The organism is Anaeromyxobacter sp. K (assembly GCF_000020805.1).
Lineage (GTDB): Bacteria > Myxococcota > Myxococcia > Myxococcales > Anaeromyxobacteraceae > Anaeromyxobacter > Anaeromyxobacter dehalogenans.
Genome location: NC_011145.1, coordinates 3085978 through 3103958, shown reverse-complemented (window position 1 = coordinate 3103958; position 17981 = coordinate 3085978). Strand labels below are relative to the sequence as shown.

Sequence of the window (17981 nt, the reverse complement as noted above, 5' to 3'; positions counted from 1 at the left end):
CCCTCGGAATCACGACGCGGGGCGTCACCGCGCGGGCGCCCCGGGGCGAGCTCAGGCGGCGCCGGTCGCGGGCGGGGCGGGCGGGTCGAGCGGATCGTCGGGCTCGCCGGCGAGCTGCGCCAGCTCGGCCTCGCGCCGCTTCTCGAACGTCCCCTGCACGAACTCGATGAGCCGGTCGAGGTAGCTGGAGATGGGCGGGCAGCGGACGCCGGTGCCGTCGAGCAGCTCGAGCAGGTTGCGGCAGTTGTAGATCGCGAGGTGGTTCACGTACTCGATGGCGGGCCGGTGCACGCGCGAGAGCCGCTCCAGCAGCGGGAGCTGCAGCAGCGCCTGGAGCACGCGCGCCGGCACCGACACCGAGGGCAGGCGCTTGCCCGCGTGCGCGGCGATGAGCTCGTACACGCGCCGCGCCGAGAGCGGCGCCGGGTCCACCAGGTGCACCGTGCGCCCGGCCGCGGCGGGCGCCTCGCCGATGGCCACCGCCGCGTTCACCACGAAGTCCACCGGGACCACGTTGAGCGGCGCCACCGCGTCGCCCGGGAGCGGCAGCGGGACCGCCAGCGGCGACGCCACCAGCAGGATCGCGAGCGCGTAGGGCCCCTCGAACCGGTCGATCTCGCCGGTGCGGGAGTCGCCCACCACGATGCTCGGGCGGTAGATGGTCGCGGGCAGCTCCGACTGCGCCGCGCGGACCAGCAGCTCGCCCTGGTACTTCGTCTCCTCGTACGCGTTGTGGAAGCGCTGGCCCATGGCCAGCTCGTCCTCGAGGATGACGCCCACCCGGTCGCCGGAGACGAACGCGGTGGAGAAGTGGTTGAGCCGGCGCAGCCGGCGGGCCGCGCGGCCCAGCTCCAGCACGTTGCGCGTGCCCTCGAGGTTGACCCGGCGGAACTCCGGGCGCGAGGCGCCCAGCCAGGTGCGCGCCGCCAGGTGCCAGACGTCGGTCACCTCGCGGGCGAGCGCCTTCCACTCCGCGCCGGAGAGGCCGAGGTGCATCTGCTCGACGTCGCCCTCCAGGACCTCGGCCCGCTCCGCGCCGAGCGCGCCCAGGTCGGCCCGCGCCGCGGCGGCGTTGCGCGGCTGCACCAGCAGCACCACGCGGTCGTCGGCCCGCAGCGCGTCCTCGACGAGGCGGCGCACCAGCCGCTTCCCGATGAAGCCCGGGTACCCCGTGACGAAGTGGACGCGCGCGCCGGTCCCCATGCCGCGGTCAATAGCGCACGGGGGGCGCGTTGGGAAGCCTGCGCCCCCGGCCCGCGCGGAGGTCCGCGAGCAGGCGGTCGGCCTTGCCGGCCAGCGCCTCGGGGGCGCCGGCGTTGTCGATCACGAAGTCCGCGCGGGCCGCCTTCTCGTCCACGGGGAGCTGCGCGGCCAGGCGCGCGTCGACCTCGGCGGCGTCGAGCCCGTCGCGGCGGATCAGGCGCTCGCGCTGCACGTCGCGCGGCGCCCACACCACCACCACCGCGTCGAGCAGGGCCTCCAGCCCGACCTCGTAGAGCAGCGGCGTGTCGTAGAACGCGAGCGGGTGACCCTGCGCGGCCAGGCGATCGGTCGCCTCGCGCATGGCGCGGCGGACCGCGGGGTGGGTGATGGCCTCGAGCCGGCGCCGCGCCTCCGGGTCCGCGAACACGCGGGCGGCGAGCGCCTTCCGGTCGAGCGCGCCGTCCTCGCGCAGCACCTCCGCGCCGAAGGTGCGGGCGATCTCCGGCAGCGCCGGCGTCCCCGGCTCGACCGCGGCCCGCGCCAGCGCGTCCGCGTCCACCACCGGCGCGCCGCGCGCGCGCAGCAGCGCGCCGAACGTGCTCTTGCCGGTCGCGATCCCGCCGGTGAGGCCGATGACCCGCACGCGCCGCCTCAGCGCGTCGCGGCGGCCTCGGCCGCGGCCGGCTTCGCGGCGCCCGGCGCGGCCTTCTGCCGCCCCGCCGCGAACGAGAGCGCCTCGACGCTCCCGTCCTTCGCGAAGTACACGGTCACGCCCTGCGCCGGGTAGAGCCAGACCTTCTGGAACGTGTCCTCCACGAACGTCCTCTGCGTGGGCTTGCCGTAGGTCCCCTCGATGGTGTCCGCGTCGAGCGGCACGGTGAGGAAGATCGTGATCTCCTGGACCGTCCCGGCCGGATCGAGGTGGAACTGCGCCTGCTTGGTCCCCTCCAGCGCCTGGTCCCCGTAGTACGCGAGCACGGTGCGCGCCCCGCGGCGGGTGCGGGCGGTGGGCTCCCCGAACTTCCCGACCACCTCGGCCTGCGCCGTGAGGCCCGGGGTGACCCCCTTCCACGGGCGTGCGGTGGCGGAAACGGGGCCGAGGGCGAGCAGGAACGCGGTGGAGAGCCAGACGAGGCGCATGGCGCATTATACTCCGGCGCCCGTGCTCCCCGACCTCCGCCTCCCGCTCCTCGCCGCCGTCCTCGTCGCCCTGCCTCCCGCCGCGCGCGCCGCAGGCGACAAGGTGGGACCCGAGGCGTGCAAGGCCTGTCACCCGTCGGCGTACGAGCGGTGGCGGGTGAGCCCGCACGCGCGCGCGCTGGAGGTGCTGCCGGCGGAGCGCCGCGACGACCCGCGCTGCCTCTCGTGCCACGCGCCCGATCGCGAGGACGGGCTCGCCGGCGTCTCCTGCGAGACCTGCCACGGCCCGGGGCGCGCCTACGCGGCCGACTACGTCATGCGCGACCGCGAGCTGGCGCGCGCGGTCGGCCTGGCGGACCCGGGCCCGAAGACCTGCCTCGCCTGCCACACCGACTCGACGCCGAGCCTGCTGCGCTTCGATCCGAAGCGGAAGCTGCCGCTCATCGACCACTGGACCGCTGGACCCGGCGATGCCGCGGCGCCGGCCGGTCCCCGCGCGCCGGCGCGGCCAGCCCCGGCCCCCGCCCGCCGCCCCGGCGGCCGCTAGGAGCCCGACGTGCCGATCCAGGTCGTCTCCGCCGACTTCGCCAAGACCGCCACCCGCCCCGAGGAGTGGCCGCGCGGCGCCACGCCCGAGATCGCGTTCGTGGGCCGCTCGAACGTGGGGAAGTCGTCGATGCTGAACGCGCTCGCCCGGCGCAAGGGGCTGGCGCGCGTCTCGTCCACCCCCGGCCGCACCCGCGCGCTCCAGTTCTTCGATCTCTCGTACCGGCCGACGCCGGCGGCGCGCCCGCGCGCGATCCGCTTCTGCGACCTGCCCGGCTACGGCTACGCCAAGGTGGCGCGGGCCGAGCGCGACCGCTGGACGGCGATGATCGAGGACTACCTGCGCGACCGCGACGTGCTGCGCGCGGTGGTGCTCATCGTGGACGCGCGCCACCCGCCCTCGGAGAGCGACGAGGACGCCGCCGCGTTCCTGGTGTCGGCGGGGCGGCGCCTCGTGGTCGCGGCGACCAAGACCGACAAGCTGCCCAAGGCGCGCCGCGTGCTCGCGCTCCAGCAGGTCGAGCGCGCGCTCGGCCTGGCGCGCGGTGACGCGGTGCCGTTCTCCGCGGTGGAGGGCACCGGCACCGACGCGCTCTGGGCGCGGCTCGCGGCGCTCGCCGCCGAGGAGCCGCAGACCGCCGAGGCGGAGCCGCCGGCCTAGCCGTCAGTGCTGCGGGGGCGGCATCGCCGTCTCGGCGCCCATGGCCTGGTAGTCGGGCCCCTGCGTCGGCTTGCCGGTCCGCTGCCGCCACGCGTCCGTCATCATCGCGCGCAGGTCCTCGCCGCGGCGGGGCGCGAACATCATGCCCAGCCCGGCGCCCACCAGCACGCCGACCGAGAACAGGCCGAGGCCGGTGAAGAAGTCGCCGGCCGGGCTGCGCTCCTCGAGCCCCATCCGCTTCAAGAGCAGCTCGCGGTCGAGCATCCCCTTCATCGCCTTCCAGGACATCGCCATGTCGTATCCCTCCCGCCCGCTCCCGGGCCCGCGTCACAGCCTGCGCATCGAGCGGGGCGCGATCGAGGCCCCGAGGCCGGACACGCGGTCGCGCGCCGTCGCCGGCGCGATCACCCGGTCCGCGTCCGGACGCCAGGCGCCTCGACCGGCCGCGGGGCGGGCGGACGGCGCGCGGCCTCGGTGAGCTCCAGCTCGACCACGAGCGGCAGGTGGTCCGAGGCCCGGCGGGCGAGCGGCGTCCGGATCACCTCGCAGCCGAGGACGCGCAGCGCGGCGTCCACGTAGGCGCGGTCGAGCCGCAGGAGCGGCCAGGCGGACGGGAACGTGGCGGCGGGGCGGCCGGCCGCGACGGCGCAGTCGGTGAGCGTGCGGCGCAGCCAGCGCGGGACCGCCGAGCGGTCGGAGGGCGAGTTGAAGTCCCCCACCAGCACCAGCGGGTGGGAGAGCGCGGCGTCGCGCAGGATGTCCGCCGAGAGCAGGGCGGCCGCCTGGCGCCGCCGCTCGCGCCAGTGCAGGCCGAGGTGGGCCGCGAACACGTGGACGCGCATCGGGCCGAGGTCGAGATCGGCGCGCAGGCAGCCGCGCGGTTCGCGTCCGGGCACCGACAGGTCGTAGGTGCGCGTCGCGTCGATGGGGTGACGGGAGAGGATGGCGTTGCCGTACGCGAAGCCGCGCGCGTGCTGGAGCGTCGGGCCGAACGCGCCGTTCAGGCCGGTGAGGCGCGCGAGCGCCTCGGCGGCGTGCGCGTCGGCGCCCGGGAGCCTCGCGCCGACCTCCTGCAGCCCCGCCACGTCGGCGCCGATGTCGTCGAGCACGCGGGCGATGCGCTCGGGATCGGGACGGCGGCCCGCGCCGCGCAGGCCGTGCACGTTCCAGGTGACCACGCGGAAGCGCACCCCCGCCCGCCCTCCCTCCGCGCGGCGCCCGGCCCGGGGCCGGGCACGCCGGCCGCGCGCCACGGGCGCAAGGTGGGGCGCGCGCGCCCGCGGCGCACCCGCGGGCGGAGGGGGCGCGCTCAGCCGCGCTTGCGCGCCTCGAGCTCGTTCAGCACGGCCTCGAGGCGCCGCTCCTCGCGCGACACGTCGAACCCGGCGGCGCGCGCGCCGTCCACCACCGCCAGGCAGAACAGGAACAGAGAGACGTGCGTGGCGCTCGGGCGCTCGTCCGGGTGGTCGAGCAGGAAGTGGGTGAGCCGGCCCTCGGCCTGGGCCAGGTCGCGGAAGCAGACCGCGCGCGGGAGGCCGTCCAGCGGCCCGGTCCCGGTGGTGCACGGCGGGAACACCACGCCCTGCTCGGCCATCGCGACCTCGCTCCCGTCGTCGCGCGCCAGCGCGAGGTAAGGGCGCCCGGTCTCCGCGTCGGAGCGCTCCTCCAGGCGCGCCACCCGCATCCAGTCGAGGTGGAGCGGCTTGCCCGAGTAGACGTCGAGCAGGGTGGCGCCGTCGTACATCACGCTGCCGGGGTGCTCGCGGGCGAAGCGCTCGACGCGCTCGCGCTGCGCCGCCCGATCCGTCTCGATCGTCATCCGCCCTCCGGGTCCGACCAGGAGACCTCCACCACGGTCAATTCCACCATGCCGGCGGGTCGGTGCACCACCACCACGTCGCCCTCGCGCTTGCCGAGCAGCGCCCGGCCGAGCGGCGCGTCCACGCTGATGAGCCCGCGGCGACGTCGAACTCGTCCGGCCCGACCAGGCGGACCCTCCGCTCCTGGCCGTCCTCCTGCTCGACGGTCACCCAGGCGCCGAAGAAGGCGCGGCCGTCCGGGTGGGCCCGCGGCTCGACCACCGAGAGCGAGTCCATCTTCTCCGAGAGGAAGCGCAGGCGGCGATCCAGCTCCCGCAGCTTCTTCTTGCCGTAGATGTACTCGGCGTTCTCGCTGCGGTCGCCCAGCGCGGCGGCGGCCTCGACCTCGGCCACGATGCGCGGCCGCAGCTCGGTCCAGATGCGGGCGTGCTCGGCGGCGAGGCGCCGGAAGCCTTCGGGCGTGATGTACCGGGGCGTCCTGGACATGGTGGTGCGACGAACGATTCCCGCGGAGCGGCGCCGCTGTCAACCGCAGGAAGCTGGCGCCGCGCGGCCAGGCCGGGCTACTCTCGCGGGCCTGTGCGGATCACCGACCTCCTGCGCTTCGCCCGAGAGCGGGGCGAGCCCATCTTCTCCTTCGAGTTCTTCCCGCCCAAGACCGACGACGGGGTGCGAGGCCTGTTCGAGACGGTCGAGGCGCTGCGCCCGCTCGGCCCCGCCTACGTGTCGGTGACGTACGGCGCCGGCGGGTCCACCCGGGCGAAGACCATCGAGCTGGTGAAGCGGCTCAAGCGCGACGCCGAGGTCGAGGCGATGGCGCACGTCACCTGCGTGGGCGCGTCGCGCGACGAGATCGCGGCGGTGCTCGACGAGGTGGCGGAGGCCGGGATCCAGAACGTGCTGGCGCTGCGCGGCGATCCGCCGCGGGGGCAGGGTGCGTTCGTCCCGCACCCGGACGGCTTCGCGCACGCGAGCGAGCTCGTCGCGTTCATCCGGTCGCAGCCGGAGCGCTGGCGCTTCTGCGTGGGCGCCGCCGCGTACCCCGAGGGCCACCCCGAGACCCGGGACCTGGCGCAGGACCTCCGCCACCTGAAGCTCAAGGTGGACGCCGGCAGCGACTTCCTGGTGACGCAGCTGTTCTTCGAGAACGCGCACTACTTCCGCTTCGTCGAGCGCGCGCGCGCCGGCGGCATCGAGGTGCCGGTGGTGCCCGGGATCATGCCGTTCACCAACGTCGAGCAGGTGGAGCGCTTCACCGCGATGTGCGGCGCCGCCATCCCGCCGCCGCTCCGGGCGGCGATGGAGGTCCGGCGCGCGGACCCGGAGAGCGCCCGCGAGCTGGGCGTCGCCTACGCCACGCTGCAGTGCGCGGACCTGCTGCGCCGCGGCGCCCCCGGGATCCACTTCTACACGCTGAACCGCTCGCCCTCGACGCGCGCCATCGTGGCGGCGCTCCGGGCCTGCGAGCCCTGGCGCGGCTGATCAGTGCAGCGTGCCGGTCCACTCGTCGTGGACCACCATCACCGGGCAGCGCGCCCGCCGGACCGTGCTCTCCGCCACCGAGCCCACCAGCGCGTGCGTCCGCCCGGTGCGGCCGTGCGTGCCCATCACCACCAGGTCGACCCCGTGCGCGTCCACCCACTCCGCGATGGCGGTCTCGGGATCGCCGCCGGTCTCCTCCGCGGAGACGTGCTTCACCCCCGCCGCCTCGGCCGCCGCGCGCCACTCGGCCAGGCGCTCCGCCGCCGGCGCGCCCTCCTGCACGTGCAGCAGCGTGAGCGAGGCGTCGAGCCGCCGGCAGACGTCGCTCGCGACGCGCAGCGCCGCGCGCGACGCATCGGACAGGTCCACCGGGCAGCACACGGTCTTCCAGGGGATCTCGATCATGCCGGCCTCCGCCGGAAGGATGCGGTCGCGCCGGCGCGGCGCGCAGCGGGGCGGCGGCGGGGCGCGCGCACGCCCGCCGCGCCCCCGGGCGTTCACCGACCGTGGTACGCTGTGCTCCCGCTCCCGGAGACCCCCATGCACGCCCGCCCCCTCGTGCTCCTGCTCCTCGCGCTGCTCGCGCCCGCCGCCCGCGCGGGCGAGTCGTCGCTCCGGTGCGACGGCGGCACGGTCGAGCTCGGCGCCTCGAGGCTGGACCTGCTCGCCCGGTGCGGCGAGCCGGCGCTGCGCGAGGCGCGCGAGATCCAGCGCAGCGTGCTCGTGATCGCCGGCCGGGCGTCCCAGGACTCGATCGCGGTCGTCGAGCAATGGACCTACAACCACGGTCCGCAGCGCTTCATCGACCTCGTCACCGTCGAGGGCGGCAAGGTGGTGGCGATCGAGCGCGGCGGGTACGGGTATGCGCCCGAGCGCGTGGCCGCGGTGCGCCCCCCCGGGCGGGCGAGCTGCGATCCGTCCGCGGTGAGGGCGGGCGAGAGCAAGCTCGACCTCCTGGTCCGGTGCGGGGAGCCGCTCGCGAAGGACGTGGTCGTCGAGCCGCGCGCGCTGCCGGAGGGGGTGCAGGGCGGCCCGCCCGGCGAGGTGCGGGTGCCGGTGGATCTCTGGACCTTCGACTTCGGGCCGCAGCGCTTCACGCTCGTCGCCCGCCTGGAAGGCGGGAAGGTGATCGCCGTGGAGCGCGGCGGCTACGGGACGACCGTGCCCTAGGGCGCCGGGCGGCCGCGCGGGCGCCCGCAGCGCTGCGCCTGGCGCCGCTCGGCCCGTCCGGTGCTCACCTTTACCCGGTGAAGGACGCGTTCCATCGCCTGGCCTTCTTCATCTCCGAGGTGGTCGGGACGCACCGCGCGTTCCTGGTGGCGCTCGGGGCGGTGGTGGTCTGGGCCGCCACCGGGCCGCTGTTCGGCTTCAGCGACAGCTGGCAGCTGGTGGTGAACACCGGCACGACGGTGGTGACGTTCCTGATGGTGTTCCTCATCCAGGCGACGCAGAACCGCGAGACCCGCGCGCTGCACCTGAAGATCGACGAGCTCATCCGCGCACAGCGACGGGCCCGGAACATCTTCGCCGACCTCGAGCACGCCACCGACGAGGAGCTGACCGAGCTCGAGGCCGAGTTCCGGAAGGTGCGGGCCCGGGCCACGGCGCGGGAGGAGGCCAAGCAGGCCGGCGGCGCCGCGGGATCCGGCGTCTGAGCGCGGTGAGGCAGCCCACCGGTGCGCGTGCGCCCCGGGGCCGTTCGCCGTATGGATCCGGCCGTGGCGTACCTGGGCGACATCGTCCGCCGCCAGCGCGCGGGCGGCTTCGAGGTGACCGAGGCGCTGTTCGCGGGCGGGGAGGCGCTGCCTCCGCATCGCCACGAGCGCGCCTACGTGTCGTGCCTGCTCTCGGGCACGTACCGGGAGCGGACCGCCGCCGGCGAGCGCGACTGCGCGCTCGGGACCGTGATCTGGCACCCGCCGGGCGAGGCCCACGAGGACCGGTTCTCGCCCTCGGGCGGGCACCTCCTCAACGTGGAGCTGCCGCCCGGCCTGCTCGAGGACGCGGGGGTGCGGCCCGCGCCCGCTGGCGCCGGACGCGTGGCGCGCGGCGGGGTGCCGTACGCGGCCGCGCTGGGGCTGTTCCGGGCGCTGTCCGGCGCCGGTCCGGCCGCCGGGGACGCGGCGCTGCAGCTCGCCGCGCTCGCCCCGGCCGCCCCGGAGGCGGGACGGCCCGCCTGGCTCCGGCGGGCGGTGGAGCTCCTGCACGACCGGTCCGACGAGCCGCTCGGTCTCGCCGACGTGGCGCGGGAGGCGGGCGTCCACCCCGTGCACGTGGCGCGCACCTTCCGGCGCGTGCTGGGGTGCACGGTGGGCCAGTTCCTGGCCGGCGTGCGGCTTCGCCGCGCATTCGACCTGCTCGCCGAGCCCGGGCGGACGGTGACCGAGGCAGCGGCCGCGTGCGGGTTCGCGGATCACCCGCACCTGGCGCGCCGCTTCCGGGAGGCGACCGGGCTGACGCCCAGCCAGTACCGCGCCGTGCGGATGGGGCGTGTGCGGGCGCCGTCGCGCCGAGGTTAAGCCGGTACAAGCCCGCGGCGCCGCCGGCCTGCTATGCCGGCGGCCATGATCGCACGCCGCCCCTTCCCCGACCGCCTCGCCTTCCTCTCCGCCCTCGCGCTCGCCGCCGCGGCGCCGGCCGTGGCCTCCGCGCTGCCCGTCCACGCTTCGTCCGCCCCTCGCGTCACCGAGTGGGAGGTCACCGCGGCCCCCGCCTACGACGCGCTCTGCCTGATCGGCGTGCTGGGCGGCGATCCGTTCTACGTGCGGTTCTTCGAGGAGGCGTACCGCCACTTCGACGCCCGGTTCACCCCCGCCGAGCGCGCGGCCTTTCGCGCCGTGAAGCGGATCCTGAAGGACGAGGCGGCGGGCATCGTCTCGGCGCGCCTCGGCCTCGTGTTCTCGGCCGCCGAGGCGGGCGGGCTCGGCGCCGCGCCACCGCGCGCGCGCGGCGCGATCGCGTGGCTGCTCCGGGTCGCGCGCGAGCCGGCGCGGGCGCGGGCCGCGCTCGAGCGCACCCCGTACTGGAGCGAGGAGGGTTGGGCCACCTACGAGCGCGCCCGGCCGCACCTCATCCGCGCGCTCCAGGCGCTCGGCCGCGCCGGGTTCGAGGGCTTCTGGGAGCGCCGGGCGCGCCCGCGGATCGAGCGGCGCATCGCCGAGCTGGCCCCGTTCCTCCGTGCTCACGACGTCGTCCCGGCCGTCGAGGCGCGGCTCGGGAAGGCGCTCCCGTCGCGCCGCATCACCGTCCACGTGCTCGCGTTCGCGCGGCCGCACGGGATCCGCATCGTCGGGACCCGCTTCCTCGCCGACGTGACGTTCCCCTCCGACGTGATGGTCCGCAACGCGATCCACGAGATGATGCACCCGCCGTACGATGCCTCGCGGCCCGAGATCGCGCAGGCGGTGGCGGCGCTCGGGGCCGATCCGCTCATCCGGGCGCGCGTGGAGCACCACGATCCCTCGTTCGGCTACAACACCGTCGAGGGCTACGTGGAGGAGGACGTGGTGGAGGCCATGGAGGCGGTCATCGCGGAGCAGCTCGGCGTCGGGCGCCCGGATCAGGCCGGCTACTGGCGCGAGCACGACGGCGGCATGCACGTGCTCGCCGCCGCGCTCTACGTCGAGCTCCGGCGCGCCGAGGGGACCGCGGGCGGCCCGGTGGTGGTCCCGGCGTTCCTGGTGGACGCCGTGCGGCGCGGCGACCTCACCGGCGAGCGGCTCGCGCGCACGGTCGAGGCGTTCCTGGGGCCCGGCGCGCTGGCCGGGGCGGCGCCGACGGCGGGACGGTGACCCGCCGCCGGCGCGCTCGGGCCTCAGCGCGACTCGTACGCGCCCAGGTCGTACCCGGCGCCGCGCGGGCGCGCCGACAGCTGGTAGTCGAGCCCCGCGTCGCGGAGGGTCGCGCCCGCGTCCACCGCCGGCGACCCGGTGCCGAGCGAGAAGTCGCCCCCGGCGGCGTTCGCGAACCCTGGCGAGGAGGTGGCGAGGTTGTGGTCGGCCGCCCACCCCGCGCCGCCCGCGCCCTGGATCAGGGAGACGCTCGAGAGCGTGGCCGCGCCGTACAGGTTGTTGCGGACGCGCAGGTTCGTGACGCCCGAGTTCGTCTGCAGCAGCCCCGAGCCGGAGCCGGCGGTGCCGTCGTACACGGTGTTGTTGTAGATGCGGACGTCGTCCGGGGCGGGGACGCCGGTGTTGCGCTGCGCCCAGAGCACGGACACCGCCGAGGCGGCCGTGTCGTCGAACACGTTGTTCCGCACCATGACGTGGCTCGCCTCGCTCTCGATGTCCGCGACCAGCGACGCCGAGCCGGCGAAGCGGTTGCGCTCGAAGACGACGTGCGACACCGGGCTGCTCTCGGACAGGGCCGAGCTCGGCGAGCCCATCGAGACGGTCCACTGCGACGTGCCGCTCGCCTGGAAGAAGTTGTCGGTGATGGACACCCAGCGCGTCTCCGGGCGGCCGTCGTTGATGACCGGCCCGTGCAGCTTCAGGGCGTGACGCTGCCCGCCCGGCCGCAGCAGCGCGTTGTTGGAGAACACGCCCTTGTGCGCCTGCCACACCCGGCAGACGTGGGTCTGGACGGGGTCGCTCACGACGTTGCCGAGCAGGGCGATCCTGCGTCCGCCGAGGTACATGCCGTAGCCGCCGTTGCCGGGTGACTCGCTGTCCACGACGAACATGCCGTCGTGCGGCGTCGCGTAGATCGGCGTCCAGTCACCCCAGCCGATCCCCACGTACCAGTTGGACGCGCGCAGCCGCAGCACGAGCAGGTTCACGCCCTGGTGAGAGACGTCCGGGCCGACCGGACCGGTTCCGGTCGAGAGGCTCGGCCCGCGCATGTCGAGGTCCATGATGCGCCAGTCGGCGCCGGTGCCCCGCGGGCTGAAGACGTTCACGTCCCCGAGCTCGGCCACCGTGAAGATCGGGCGGTTGCCGCTCCCGTACGCGCCGATGATGCCGGGGCCCGGCTTGGTGATGGCATACGCGGCGGACACGGGGAAGGTGTCCCCGCGGCGGAACAGCACCCTCACCGGCCCGGAGGTCGCCAGGGCGACCGACATGGCGCGCGCGACGGTGCGGAGCGGGGTCGCCTCGGAGGTGCCCGCCGCCGAGTCGTTGCCGCTCGCCGCCACGTAGTAGGTGGTGCCGGCGAACGCGGTCACGGTGATGGTCTGGACGTAGGTGCGGACCGTCCCGGTGGTGTCGGTCTGGGTGAGCGACACCGTGTACGTCCCGGGCGTCTCGTAGACGTGGGCGGCGGTGTAGCCGGTGGCCTGGTCCTTCGAGCTGCCGGTTGCGTTCCAGGTCCCGGAGCCCGGATCCCCGAAGCTCCAGGTGTACTGGCTCCCCTCGAGGTCGGACGGCTGGTACACGCCGCTGCTCCACGCGAACGGCGCGGCGGTGCCGGAGGCGCTGGTGTTCACGGCGTCGAAGAAGACCGCCAGCGGCGCGACGCCCGACGTCCGGTGCGCGGTGGTCATCGGCGTGCCGGTGGGCGTGCCGCCGGTCCCGCCGGTGCTCGTCGTGATCGTGTACGCGGCGGACGCGACCGCGCTCGGCGAGTACCCGGTCCCGGAGCAGATCGCGTTGAGCGTGCCGGTGGCGCTGAACGTCGCGGTCGCGCTCTGGGTCGAGGACGTGGTGGGCGCGCTCCCGTCGGTGGTGCGGTACGGGACGGTGCCCGCGGTCGGGCAGGTGATGGTGGCCGTGACGCTGCTCGCGTAGGTGCCCGCTGCCGGGCTGATGGACGGCTGCGCGGCGACCGGCGTGGGCGGCGGCGGCGTCGGCGTGGAGGTCGCGGTCGCGGGCAGGACCTCGACGGCGATCATGTTCCAGTCGGCGGTGGAGGGGGCGGAGGTGCCGATGCGGAAGGCTCCGGCGGCGGCGGTGGTGGCGCGCTCGACCCAGTAGTCGTTGAGGGCGGGGTCGGAGCGCTCGTCGACGAGGGTGGGGGTGGTGGTGGCGGAGAGCGTGCGGCGGGTGGTGCTGTGCCAGTCCTCGCCGACGGCGAAGATCCAGGAGCCAGCCGCGGTGGCGTTCACGGTGAGGGAGGCGGCGCTGCCCGAGCCGCCGCCGGCGGTGACCGCGCCGAGGGTCTGGCCGGCGCCGGCGATGGCGATGACGGAGATGTATGCCTGGTTGCCGCCGGTCTCGGTGACGGTGGTGGTGACGCCGGTGAGGGCGGCCGACGGGGTGCCGCGGTAGACGGCGACGGCGCCGTTGCGGGTGTTGGCGATGGAGCCGACGCGGGTCCAGGCAAGGGTGCCGCCGGTGACGGAGCGGTTGGCCACCGAGAAGCCGGCGTTGCCGGCGGGCGCGTCGGAGGCGACGAAGGCGAGGACCACGTCGGTGGCGGCGAGGGCGTAGCTGGGCGTCGTCGCCGTCCCGGTGCCGTTGGTCTCCGTTGCGACCGGGAAGCCCGCCTTCACGCCGGTGGGCGCGGGCGGCGGCGGCGTCGGCGTGGAGGTCGCGGTCGCGGGCAGGACCTCGACGGCGATCATGTTCCAGTCGGCGGTGGAGGGGGCGGAGGTGCCGATGCGGAAGGCTCCGGCGGCGGCGGTGGTGGCGCGCTCGACCCAGTAGTCGTTGAGGGCGGGGTCGGAGCGCTCGTCGACGAGGGTGGGGGTAGTGGTGGCGGAGAGCGTGCGGCGGGTGGTGCTGTGCCAGTCCTCGCCGACGGCGAAGATCCAGGAGCCGGCCGCGGTGGCGTTCACGGTGAGGGAGGCGGCGCTGCCCGAGCCGCCGCCGGCGGTGACCGCGCCGAGGGTCTGGCCGGCGCCGGCGATGGCGATGACGGAGATGTATGCCTGGTTGCCGCCGGTCTCGGTGACGGTGGTGGTGACGCCGGTGAGGGCGGCCGACGGGGTGCCGCGGTAGACGGCGACGGCGCCGTTGCGGGTGTTGGCGATGGAGCCGACGCGGGTCCAGGCAAGGGTGCCGCCGGTGACGGAGCGGTTGGCCACCGAGAAGCCGGCGTTGCCGGCGGGCGCGTCGGAGGCGACGAAGGCGAGGACCACGTCGGTGGCCGCGACGGCGTAGCTGGGCGTCGTGGCGGTGCGGGGGCCGTTCGTCTCGGCTGCGACCGGGAAACCGGGCTGCACCGTCAGGGTGGCGGCGGTCGCCGCGGCGGGGTCGGCCGCCACGCCGTCACCACCGGTGTCCGTCATGTCGGTCGGCCCACCACATCCCGTGACGATCAGCAGTGCTGCCGCAAGCCCACACCATCCGTGTCGCATCTTCACCTCCGCGATATCGCGTCCCATGTTTACGGGACACCCTCGCATGGTGTCGATGTGCCCGATCAAGCGACGGCGTGGGCCCGTGTGCCGGCGTGTGCCGCGACGGCGTACGTTTTGCGGACGCACGGTCCGCGCGCGCGGACGGTGCGTCTGGGGCGAGCGACAGCCACCGGGGCGCCGCGGACCTGCGACGCCGTGCTCGTGGAGGGAGAGGGACCCGGTCGCGCCGGCCCCGGGCGACCGGGCCCGAGCATGCCACCGGGAGACGAGTGGGCTCTACAGGGTCGAACGACGCGGGTCGTCCGCGACGCGAGGTTCACCGCGTCTCACCGGGCGGCCGGGACGACCCGTGGGGCGCGGTGTCCTCGAGGGCAAGGCGGCGGTGGTCCGCGGTGAGCCGCGGGAGGGGACCGTGGGTCGACGGATCGGTACCGTTCCCCGCCGCCTCGGCACTTCCTGCTAGCGCACCGCGCCCGAGCCGGCGCCGTCCTTCGTTCGCGTGTCCACCGCGACCCAGTTCACCTCCCAGGTCTTGCCGCCGTCCACGGAGAAGGCCTGCTCGAAACGGCACGAGTCCGCGGTGACGTCGGAGATCACGAAGCGGACCAGGACGGACCGGCCGTCCATCGTCTCCATCGAGTAGAACTCGCCGCGTCCGTTCCGGAACTCGCCCACCGTGGGCGGGCCGAGCGTCCCGCCGCGGACGCTCGCGACGCTCAGGCTCCACTGGCGCGCCTCGGGGTTGTACAGGCGCAGGCTGAGGAGCTCGATCCGGCCCGCCGGGCCGGTGACGTCCAGCTCCACCAGGTTGGCGCGGCCGCCCCAGACCTTCCTGACGACGGTGGTGCCCTCGTACTCGAGCCACGTGGTCGAGCCGGTGAGCGGGGCCTTCAGGCGCTTCACCCGCGTCTTCCAGGTCCCGATCTCGAAGTCGAAGTCGTGCGAGCCATCCCGGTCCGCCGTGGGTGCGCGTGCGGCGGCGGCAGGCGGAGCGCGGCCGGTCTCGGCGATGGCCGGGAGGGAGGGAGCCATGGCCGCCAATCCGAACGCGATCAGCCTGGCCCGTGCATGCGTGAGCGGGTGCATCGTCTCCCCCTCCGGGTCGTCCAGGCCGCCCGCGTGATGCGAGGGCCGGCGATCGGCGGAACGGAGCGACCCGATAACCCCGGCGCGCCGCTCGCGCACGGCCAACTTCACGACACGTGCGGGCTCGCCGTCAGCGGCTCGCGCGCGCGGATCACGGCGCCCGCCCGGCGCGCTCCGTGAAGGGCGCCCCGCGTTCCGCCCCGGATCCCTCGAAGCCGGATCCCTCGAAGCCGCGTCCCTCGGACCCCGTCCGCAGCGCGGACGCCCTCGCCCGCGACCGCGACTGTCAGCGCAGGCGCAGCCCGCGAGAACCACCTCTCGCGCGCGGGGTCAGCCGGTGTGCGCGGCGAGCATGTCTGAGGCCGCACGTCGCGTCAGCGATACGTGCGGCCGAGTTTGCGAGCCGCGCCCAGGTGCATCGGACGCCATCCGCGCGCGTCCTACGACCGAAGTCCCGCGCCGAGCATTCCTTCGCCACGTCGCGAGAGCGGGCGAGGGCGGGAGCGCACACGAGGACCCGCCCCCACTGCCCCCCGGCTTCGAGAGAAGGGGCTCGATGCCGACAGAGCCCCGTCCGCGGACGCCCGCGGCGGAGAGTAGTACTCTGCGTAACGTGCGCCCTCGACCCGGGGCAACCACCTCGCCGCGAGGTGCGTCATCGGCGCCCTCGAAGGAGCTCCCGCGATGGACATTCCACGGATCTTCACCATCAGCGAGAGCGCGCATCGCATCCACAATCCGCTCACGCCCGAGAAGCTCGCCACGCTCGGCGCGGCGCTGCGTCTGGAGCCGGCGACGCGCGTGCTCGACCTCGGCAGCGGTTCGGGGGAGCTGCTGTGCACCTGGGCACGCGATCACGGGATCCGCGGGACCGGGATCGACCTGAGCCCGTCGTTCACGCGGCAGGCAAAGCTCCGCGCCGACGAGCTGGGCGTCGCCGACCGGGTCGAGTTCATCCACGCGGACGCTGCCGGCTACGTCTCCGAGGAGAAGGTCGGTGTGGCGGCCTGCGTGGGCGCGACCTGGATCGGTGGAGGCGTCGCCGGCACGCTCGAGCTCCTGGCGAACAGTCTCCGCGCAGGAGGGATCGTCCTCATCGGCGAGCCATACTGGCTCCGGATGCCGCCGACGCACGAGGTCGCCAGGGGATGCGGCGCCGCTTCCAGCTCGGATTTCCTGTTGCTGCCGGAGCTGCTCGCGTCCTTCGGCACGCTGGGCCACGACGTGGTCGAGATGGTCCTGGCGGACCCGGACAGCTGGGATCGGTACGAGGCCGCCAAGTGGCTCACCATGCGGCGCTGGCTCGACGCGAATCCCGACGACGACTTCGCGAAGGAGGTTCGAGCCGAGCTGACGTCGGCGCCCGGACGCTACGCGGCGTACGCCCGCGAGTACCTGGGCTGGGGCGTGTTCGCGCTCATGGCGCGCTGACGCGCGCGGAGCGCTGCGGAGACGGGCGCGCTGGAGGAGGCCAAGTCCAGCGGGTGTTTGCGAGATTCTGAGTGACCCCACGGGGATTCGAACCCCGGTTACAGCCTTGGACGCGCCGTGGTCCCTGGGCGTTCAGAGAGATGGGCGAAGCCCATCGTCTTCGCGCGCGAAGCGCGCGCTGAGGCCCAGGGACCGGCGAGAGCCTTCGACGAAGCAGTGACCCCACGGGGATTCGAACCCCGGTTACAGCCTTGGACGCGCCGTGGTCCCTGGGCGTTCAGAGATGGGCGAAGCCCATCGTCTTCGCGCGCGTAGCGCGCGCTGAGGCCCAGGGACCGGCGAGAACCTTCGACGAAGCAGTGACCCCACGGGGATTCGAACCCCGGTTACAGCCTTGAAAGGGCCGTGTCCTGGGCCTCTAGACGATGGGGTCGCGCGGTCTAGTACCCGACCCTTGGGCTCATGTAAAGGGTCGCGTTTCCCGGACGGGGCGGCGGCCGACTGCGCGGGATCAAGGCGCGCGGCCGGCCGCGCCGGTGGGCTGCGGCGCGGCGCGTGGACCGGGCGCGGGCGCCTGGTACACCGTCCCGCGGACCCAGTCCCAGAGCGGCACGGTCACGTTGAAGTTCCAGCGGTGCATGAGGTGCGGCGCGTGGTGGAGCTGGTGGTGCCGCCGCAGCGTGCGGACGAGCGCGGTCCGTGCCAGCCACCGGTCCTGGGGCAGGTGGTAGGCGAGGTGGAGCCACTCGTAGGAGAGCACGTAGAGCACCACGCTCGCGACCCACAGCGCGGCGAGGTTGGGCTGGCGGAGCCAGACGAAGGCGAGCGTGAGCGGCGAGGTGACGGCGAGGATGGCGAGCAGGCCGTAGGCCGGGAGCAGCACGAGCTTCAGCTCCCGCCAGTCGCGCAGGGCCATGTCGTCGGCGACGTACACCGCGTGGTGCTGCGGCGTGTGGCGAACGTAGAACACCTCGGCGAAGCGCAGCCGCCGGTGCAGCATCCCGCGGTGCGCGGTCCACTCGACGGCGTTGCCGAACACGAGGAAGGCCGGAACGGCGGCGACCTGCCACGCCGCGAGGCCCTCGATGCGCGAGAGCGCGAACGCGGCGATGGCGAGACCCGCCACCGCCGGGAAGAGCAGGTGCACCCAGGGCGAGTAATGCCGCGGGATCCGGGAGAGCAGCTCGGCGCGGAGCTCCGAACGAGAGGCCTGGGTCATGATCCGCGTCTCCGGGTCGCCGGCAGCGCCGGCAGGGCCGCGGAAAGGTAGGGGCGCGGACGCCCGAGTCGCAACTGAACGCTGGCGCCCCGCAAGGAGCCCGCTTGTCACGTGTAGTCATGACGCAGCGCGGCGGCGCCCCGGACCGGGAGC

General features: G+C 74.9%; 18 protein-coding genes, 1 tRNA gene and 1 pseudogene. 8 read left to right on the top strand and 12 right to left on the bottom strand.

Going from position 1 to position 17981, the window contains the following annotated elements:
- Window positions 1-51 precede the first annotated feature (51 nt).
- Genes ANAEK_RS13985 through ANAEK_RS13975 form a run of 3 tightly spaced genes read right to left on the bottom strand, consistent with a single transcriptional unit; the run spans window position 52 to window position 2343 of the window.
- A complete protein-coding gene (locus ANAEK_RS13985) occupies window positions 52-1203 on the bottom strand; it encodes an SDR family oxidoreductase (RefSeq protein WP_012526783.1) in 1152 nt (383 codons plus the stop codon).
- Between the two features lie 7 nt (window positions 1204-1210).
- A complete protein-coding gene (gene coaE / locus ANAEK_RS13980; protein ID WP_012526782.1) occupies window positions 1211-1846 on the bottom strand; it encodes a dephospho-CoA kinase in 636 nt (211 codons plus the stop codon).
- Between the two features lie 8 nt (window positions 1847-1854).
- Entirely contained in the window at window positions 1855-2343 is a 489-nt protein-coding gene (locus ANAEK_RS13975; RefSeq protein WP_012526781.1) for a hypothetical protein, read from the bottom strand.
- A gap of 22 nt (window positions 2344-2365) precedes the next feature.
- Here ANAEK_RS13975 and ANAEK_RS13970 point away from each other — a divergent pair, with 22 nt between their 5' ends.
- Window positions 2366-2890 (top strand): cytochrome c family protein, encoded by a 525-nt coding sequence (locus ANAEK_RS13970; protein WP_012526780.1) that lies wholly within the window; start codon window positions 2366-2368, stop codon window positions 2888-2890.
- A gap of 9 nt (window positions 2891-2899) precedes the next feature.
- Window positions 2900-3550, top strand: coding sequence for a ribosome biogenesis GTP-binding protein YihA/YsxC (gene yihA / locus ANAEK_RS13965; RefSeq protein ID WP_012526779.1), 651 nt, complete (start codon window positions 2900-2902; stop codon window positions 3548-3550).
- 3 nt (window positions 3551-3553) lie between these two features.
- Here yihA and ANAEK_RS13960 read toward each other — a convergent pair whose 3' ends face one another.
- From ANAEK_RS13960 to greB, 4 genes and pseudogenes are all read right to left on the bottom strand, one after another.
- Complete coding sequence (locus tag ANAEK_RS13960) at window positions 3554-3844, bottom strand: YtxH domain-containing protein (protein ID WP_012526778.1); 291 nt, start codon at window positions 3842-3844, stop codon at window positions 3554-3556.
- 110 nt (window positions 3845-3954) lie between these two features.
- Complete coding sequence (locus tag ANAEK_RS13955; protein WP_012526777.1) at window positions 3955-4740, bottom strand: endonuclease/exonuclease/phosphatase family protein; 786 nt, start codon at window positions 4738-4740, stop codon at window positions 3955-3957.
- A gap of 119 nt (window positions 4741-4859) precedes the next feature.
- On the bottom strand, window positions 4860-5369 hold the full coding sequence (locus ANAEK_RS13950; RefSeq protein WP_012526776.1) for a hypothetical protein: 510 nt from the start codon (window positions 5367-5369) through the stop codon (window positions 4860-4862).
- Window positions 5366-5856, bottom strand: a pseudogene (gene greB / locus ANAEK_RS13945) (transcription elongation factor GreB). Before greB ends, ANAEK_RS13950 begins: the two are co-directional and overlap by 4 nt.
- A gap of 93 nt (window positions 5857-5949) precedes the next feature.
- On the opposite strand from greB, the gene metF reads away from it, so the two are divergent.
- Window positions 5950-6852 (top strand): methylenetetrahydrofolate reductase [NAD(P)H], encoded by a 903-nt coding sequence (metF, locus tag ANAEK_RS13940; RefSeq protein WP_012526774.1) that lies wholly within the window; start codon window positions 5950-5952, stop codon window positions 6850-6852.
- Here metF and ANAEK_RS13935 read toward each other — a convergent pair whose 3' ends face one another.
- Window positions 6853-7257 (bottom strand): universal stress protein, encoded by a 405-nt coding sequence (locus ANAEK_RS13935; RefSeq protein WP_012526773.1) that lies wholly within the window; start codon window positions 7255-7257, stop codon window positions 6853-6855.
- A gap of 135 nt (window positions 7258-7392) precedes the next feature.
- Here ANAEK_RS13935 and ANAEK_RS13930 point away from each other — a divergent pair, with 135 nt between their 5' ends.
- From ANAEK_RS13930 to ANAEK_RS13915, 4 genes are all read left to right on the top strand, one after another.
- Window positions 7393-8022 carry a DUF2845 domain-containing protein gene (locus ANAEK_RS13930; RefSeq protein WP_012526772.1) on the top strand — a complete coding sequence of 210 codons (630 nt, stop codon included), beginning with the start codon at window positions 7393-7395 and terminating at the stop codon, window positions 8020-8022.
- Window positions 8023-8099: 77 nt separating this feature from the next.
- Window positions 8100-8507 (top strand): low affinity iron permease family protein, encoded by a 408-nt coding sequence (locus tag ANAEK_RS13925; RefSeq protein WP_012526771.1) that lies wholly within the window; start codon window positions 8100-8102, stop codon window positions 8505-8507.
- Window positions 8508-8570: 63 nt separating this feature from the next.
- Window positions 8571-9371, top strand: coding sequence for an AraC family transcriptional regulator (locus ANAEK_RS13920; protein ID WP_232288216.1), 801 nt, complete (start codon window positions 8571-8573; stop codon window positions 9369-9371).
- Window positions 9372-9416: 45 nt separating this feature from the next.
- Window positions 9417-10643 (top strand): hypothetical protein, encoded by a 1227-nt coding sequence (locus ANAEK_RS13915; protein ID WP_232288215.1) that lies wholly within the window; start codon window positions 9417-9419, stop codon window positions 10641-10643.
- 23 nt (window positions 10644-10666) lie between these two features.
- Here ANAEK_RS13915 and ANAEK_RS13910 read toward each other — a convergent pair whose 3' ends face one another.
- Entirely contained in the window at window positions 10667-14020 is a 3354-nt protein-coding gene (locus ANAEK_RS13910; RefSeq protein WP_012526768.1) for a PKD domain-containing protein, read from the bottom strand.
- Between the two features lie 531 nt (window positions 14021-14551).
- Window positions 14552-15124: a hypothetical protein gene (locus tag ANAEK_RS13905; RefSeq protein WP_232288214.1), complete on the bottom strand. Its 573-nt coding sequence runs from the start codon at window positions 15122-15124 to the stop codon at window positions 14552-14554.
- Between the two features lie 738 nt (window positions 15125-15862).
- Here ANAEK_RS13905 and ANAEK_RS13900 point away from each other — a divergent pair.
- A complete protein-coding gene (locus ANAEK_RS13900; protein ID WP_012526766.1) occupies window positions 15863-16609 on the top strand; it encodes a cyclopropane-fatty-acyl-phospholipid synthase family protein in 747 nt (248 codons plus the stop codon).
- 360 nt (window positions 16610-16969) lie between these two features.
- Here ANAEK_RS13900 and ANAEK_RS13895 read toward each other — a convergent pair.
- A tRNA-Glu gene (locus tag ANAEK_RS13895) sits at window positions 16970-17042 on the bottom strand.
- A 78-nt stretch (window positions 17043-17120) separates the two neighbouring features.
- Complete coding sequence (locus tag ANAEK_RS13890; RefSeq protein ID WP_012526765.1) at window positions 17121-17828, bottom strand: sterol desaturase family protein; 708 nt, start codon at window positions 17826-17828, stop codon at window positions 17121-17123.
- Between the last annotated feature and the right edge of the window lie 153 nt (window positions 17829-17981).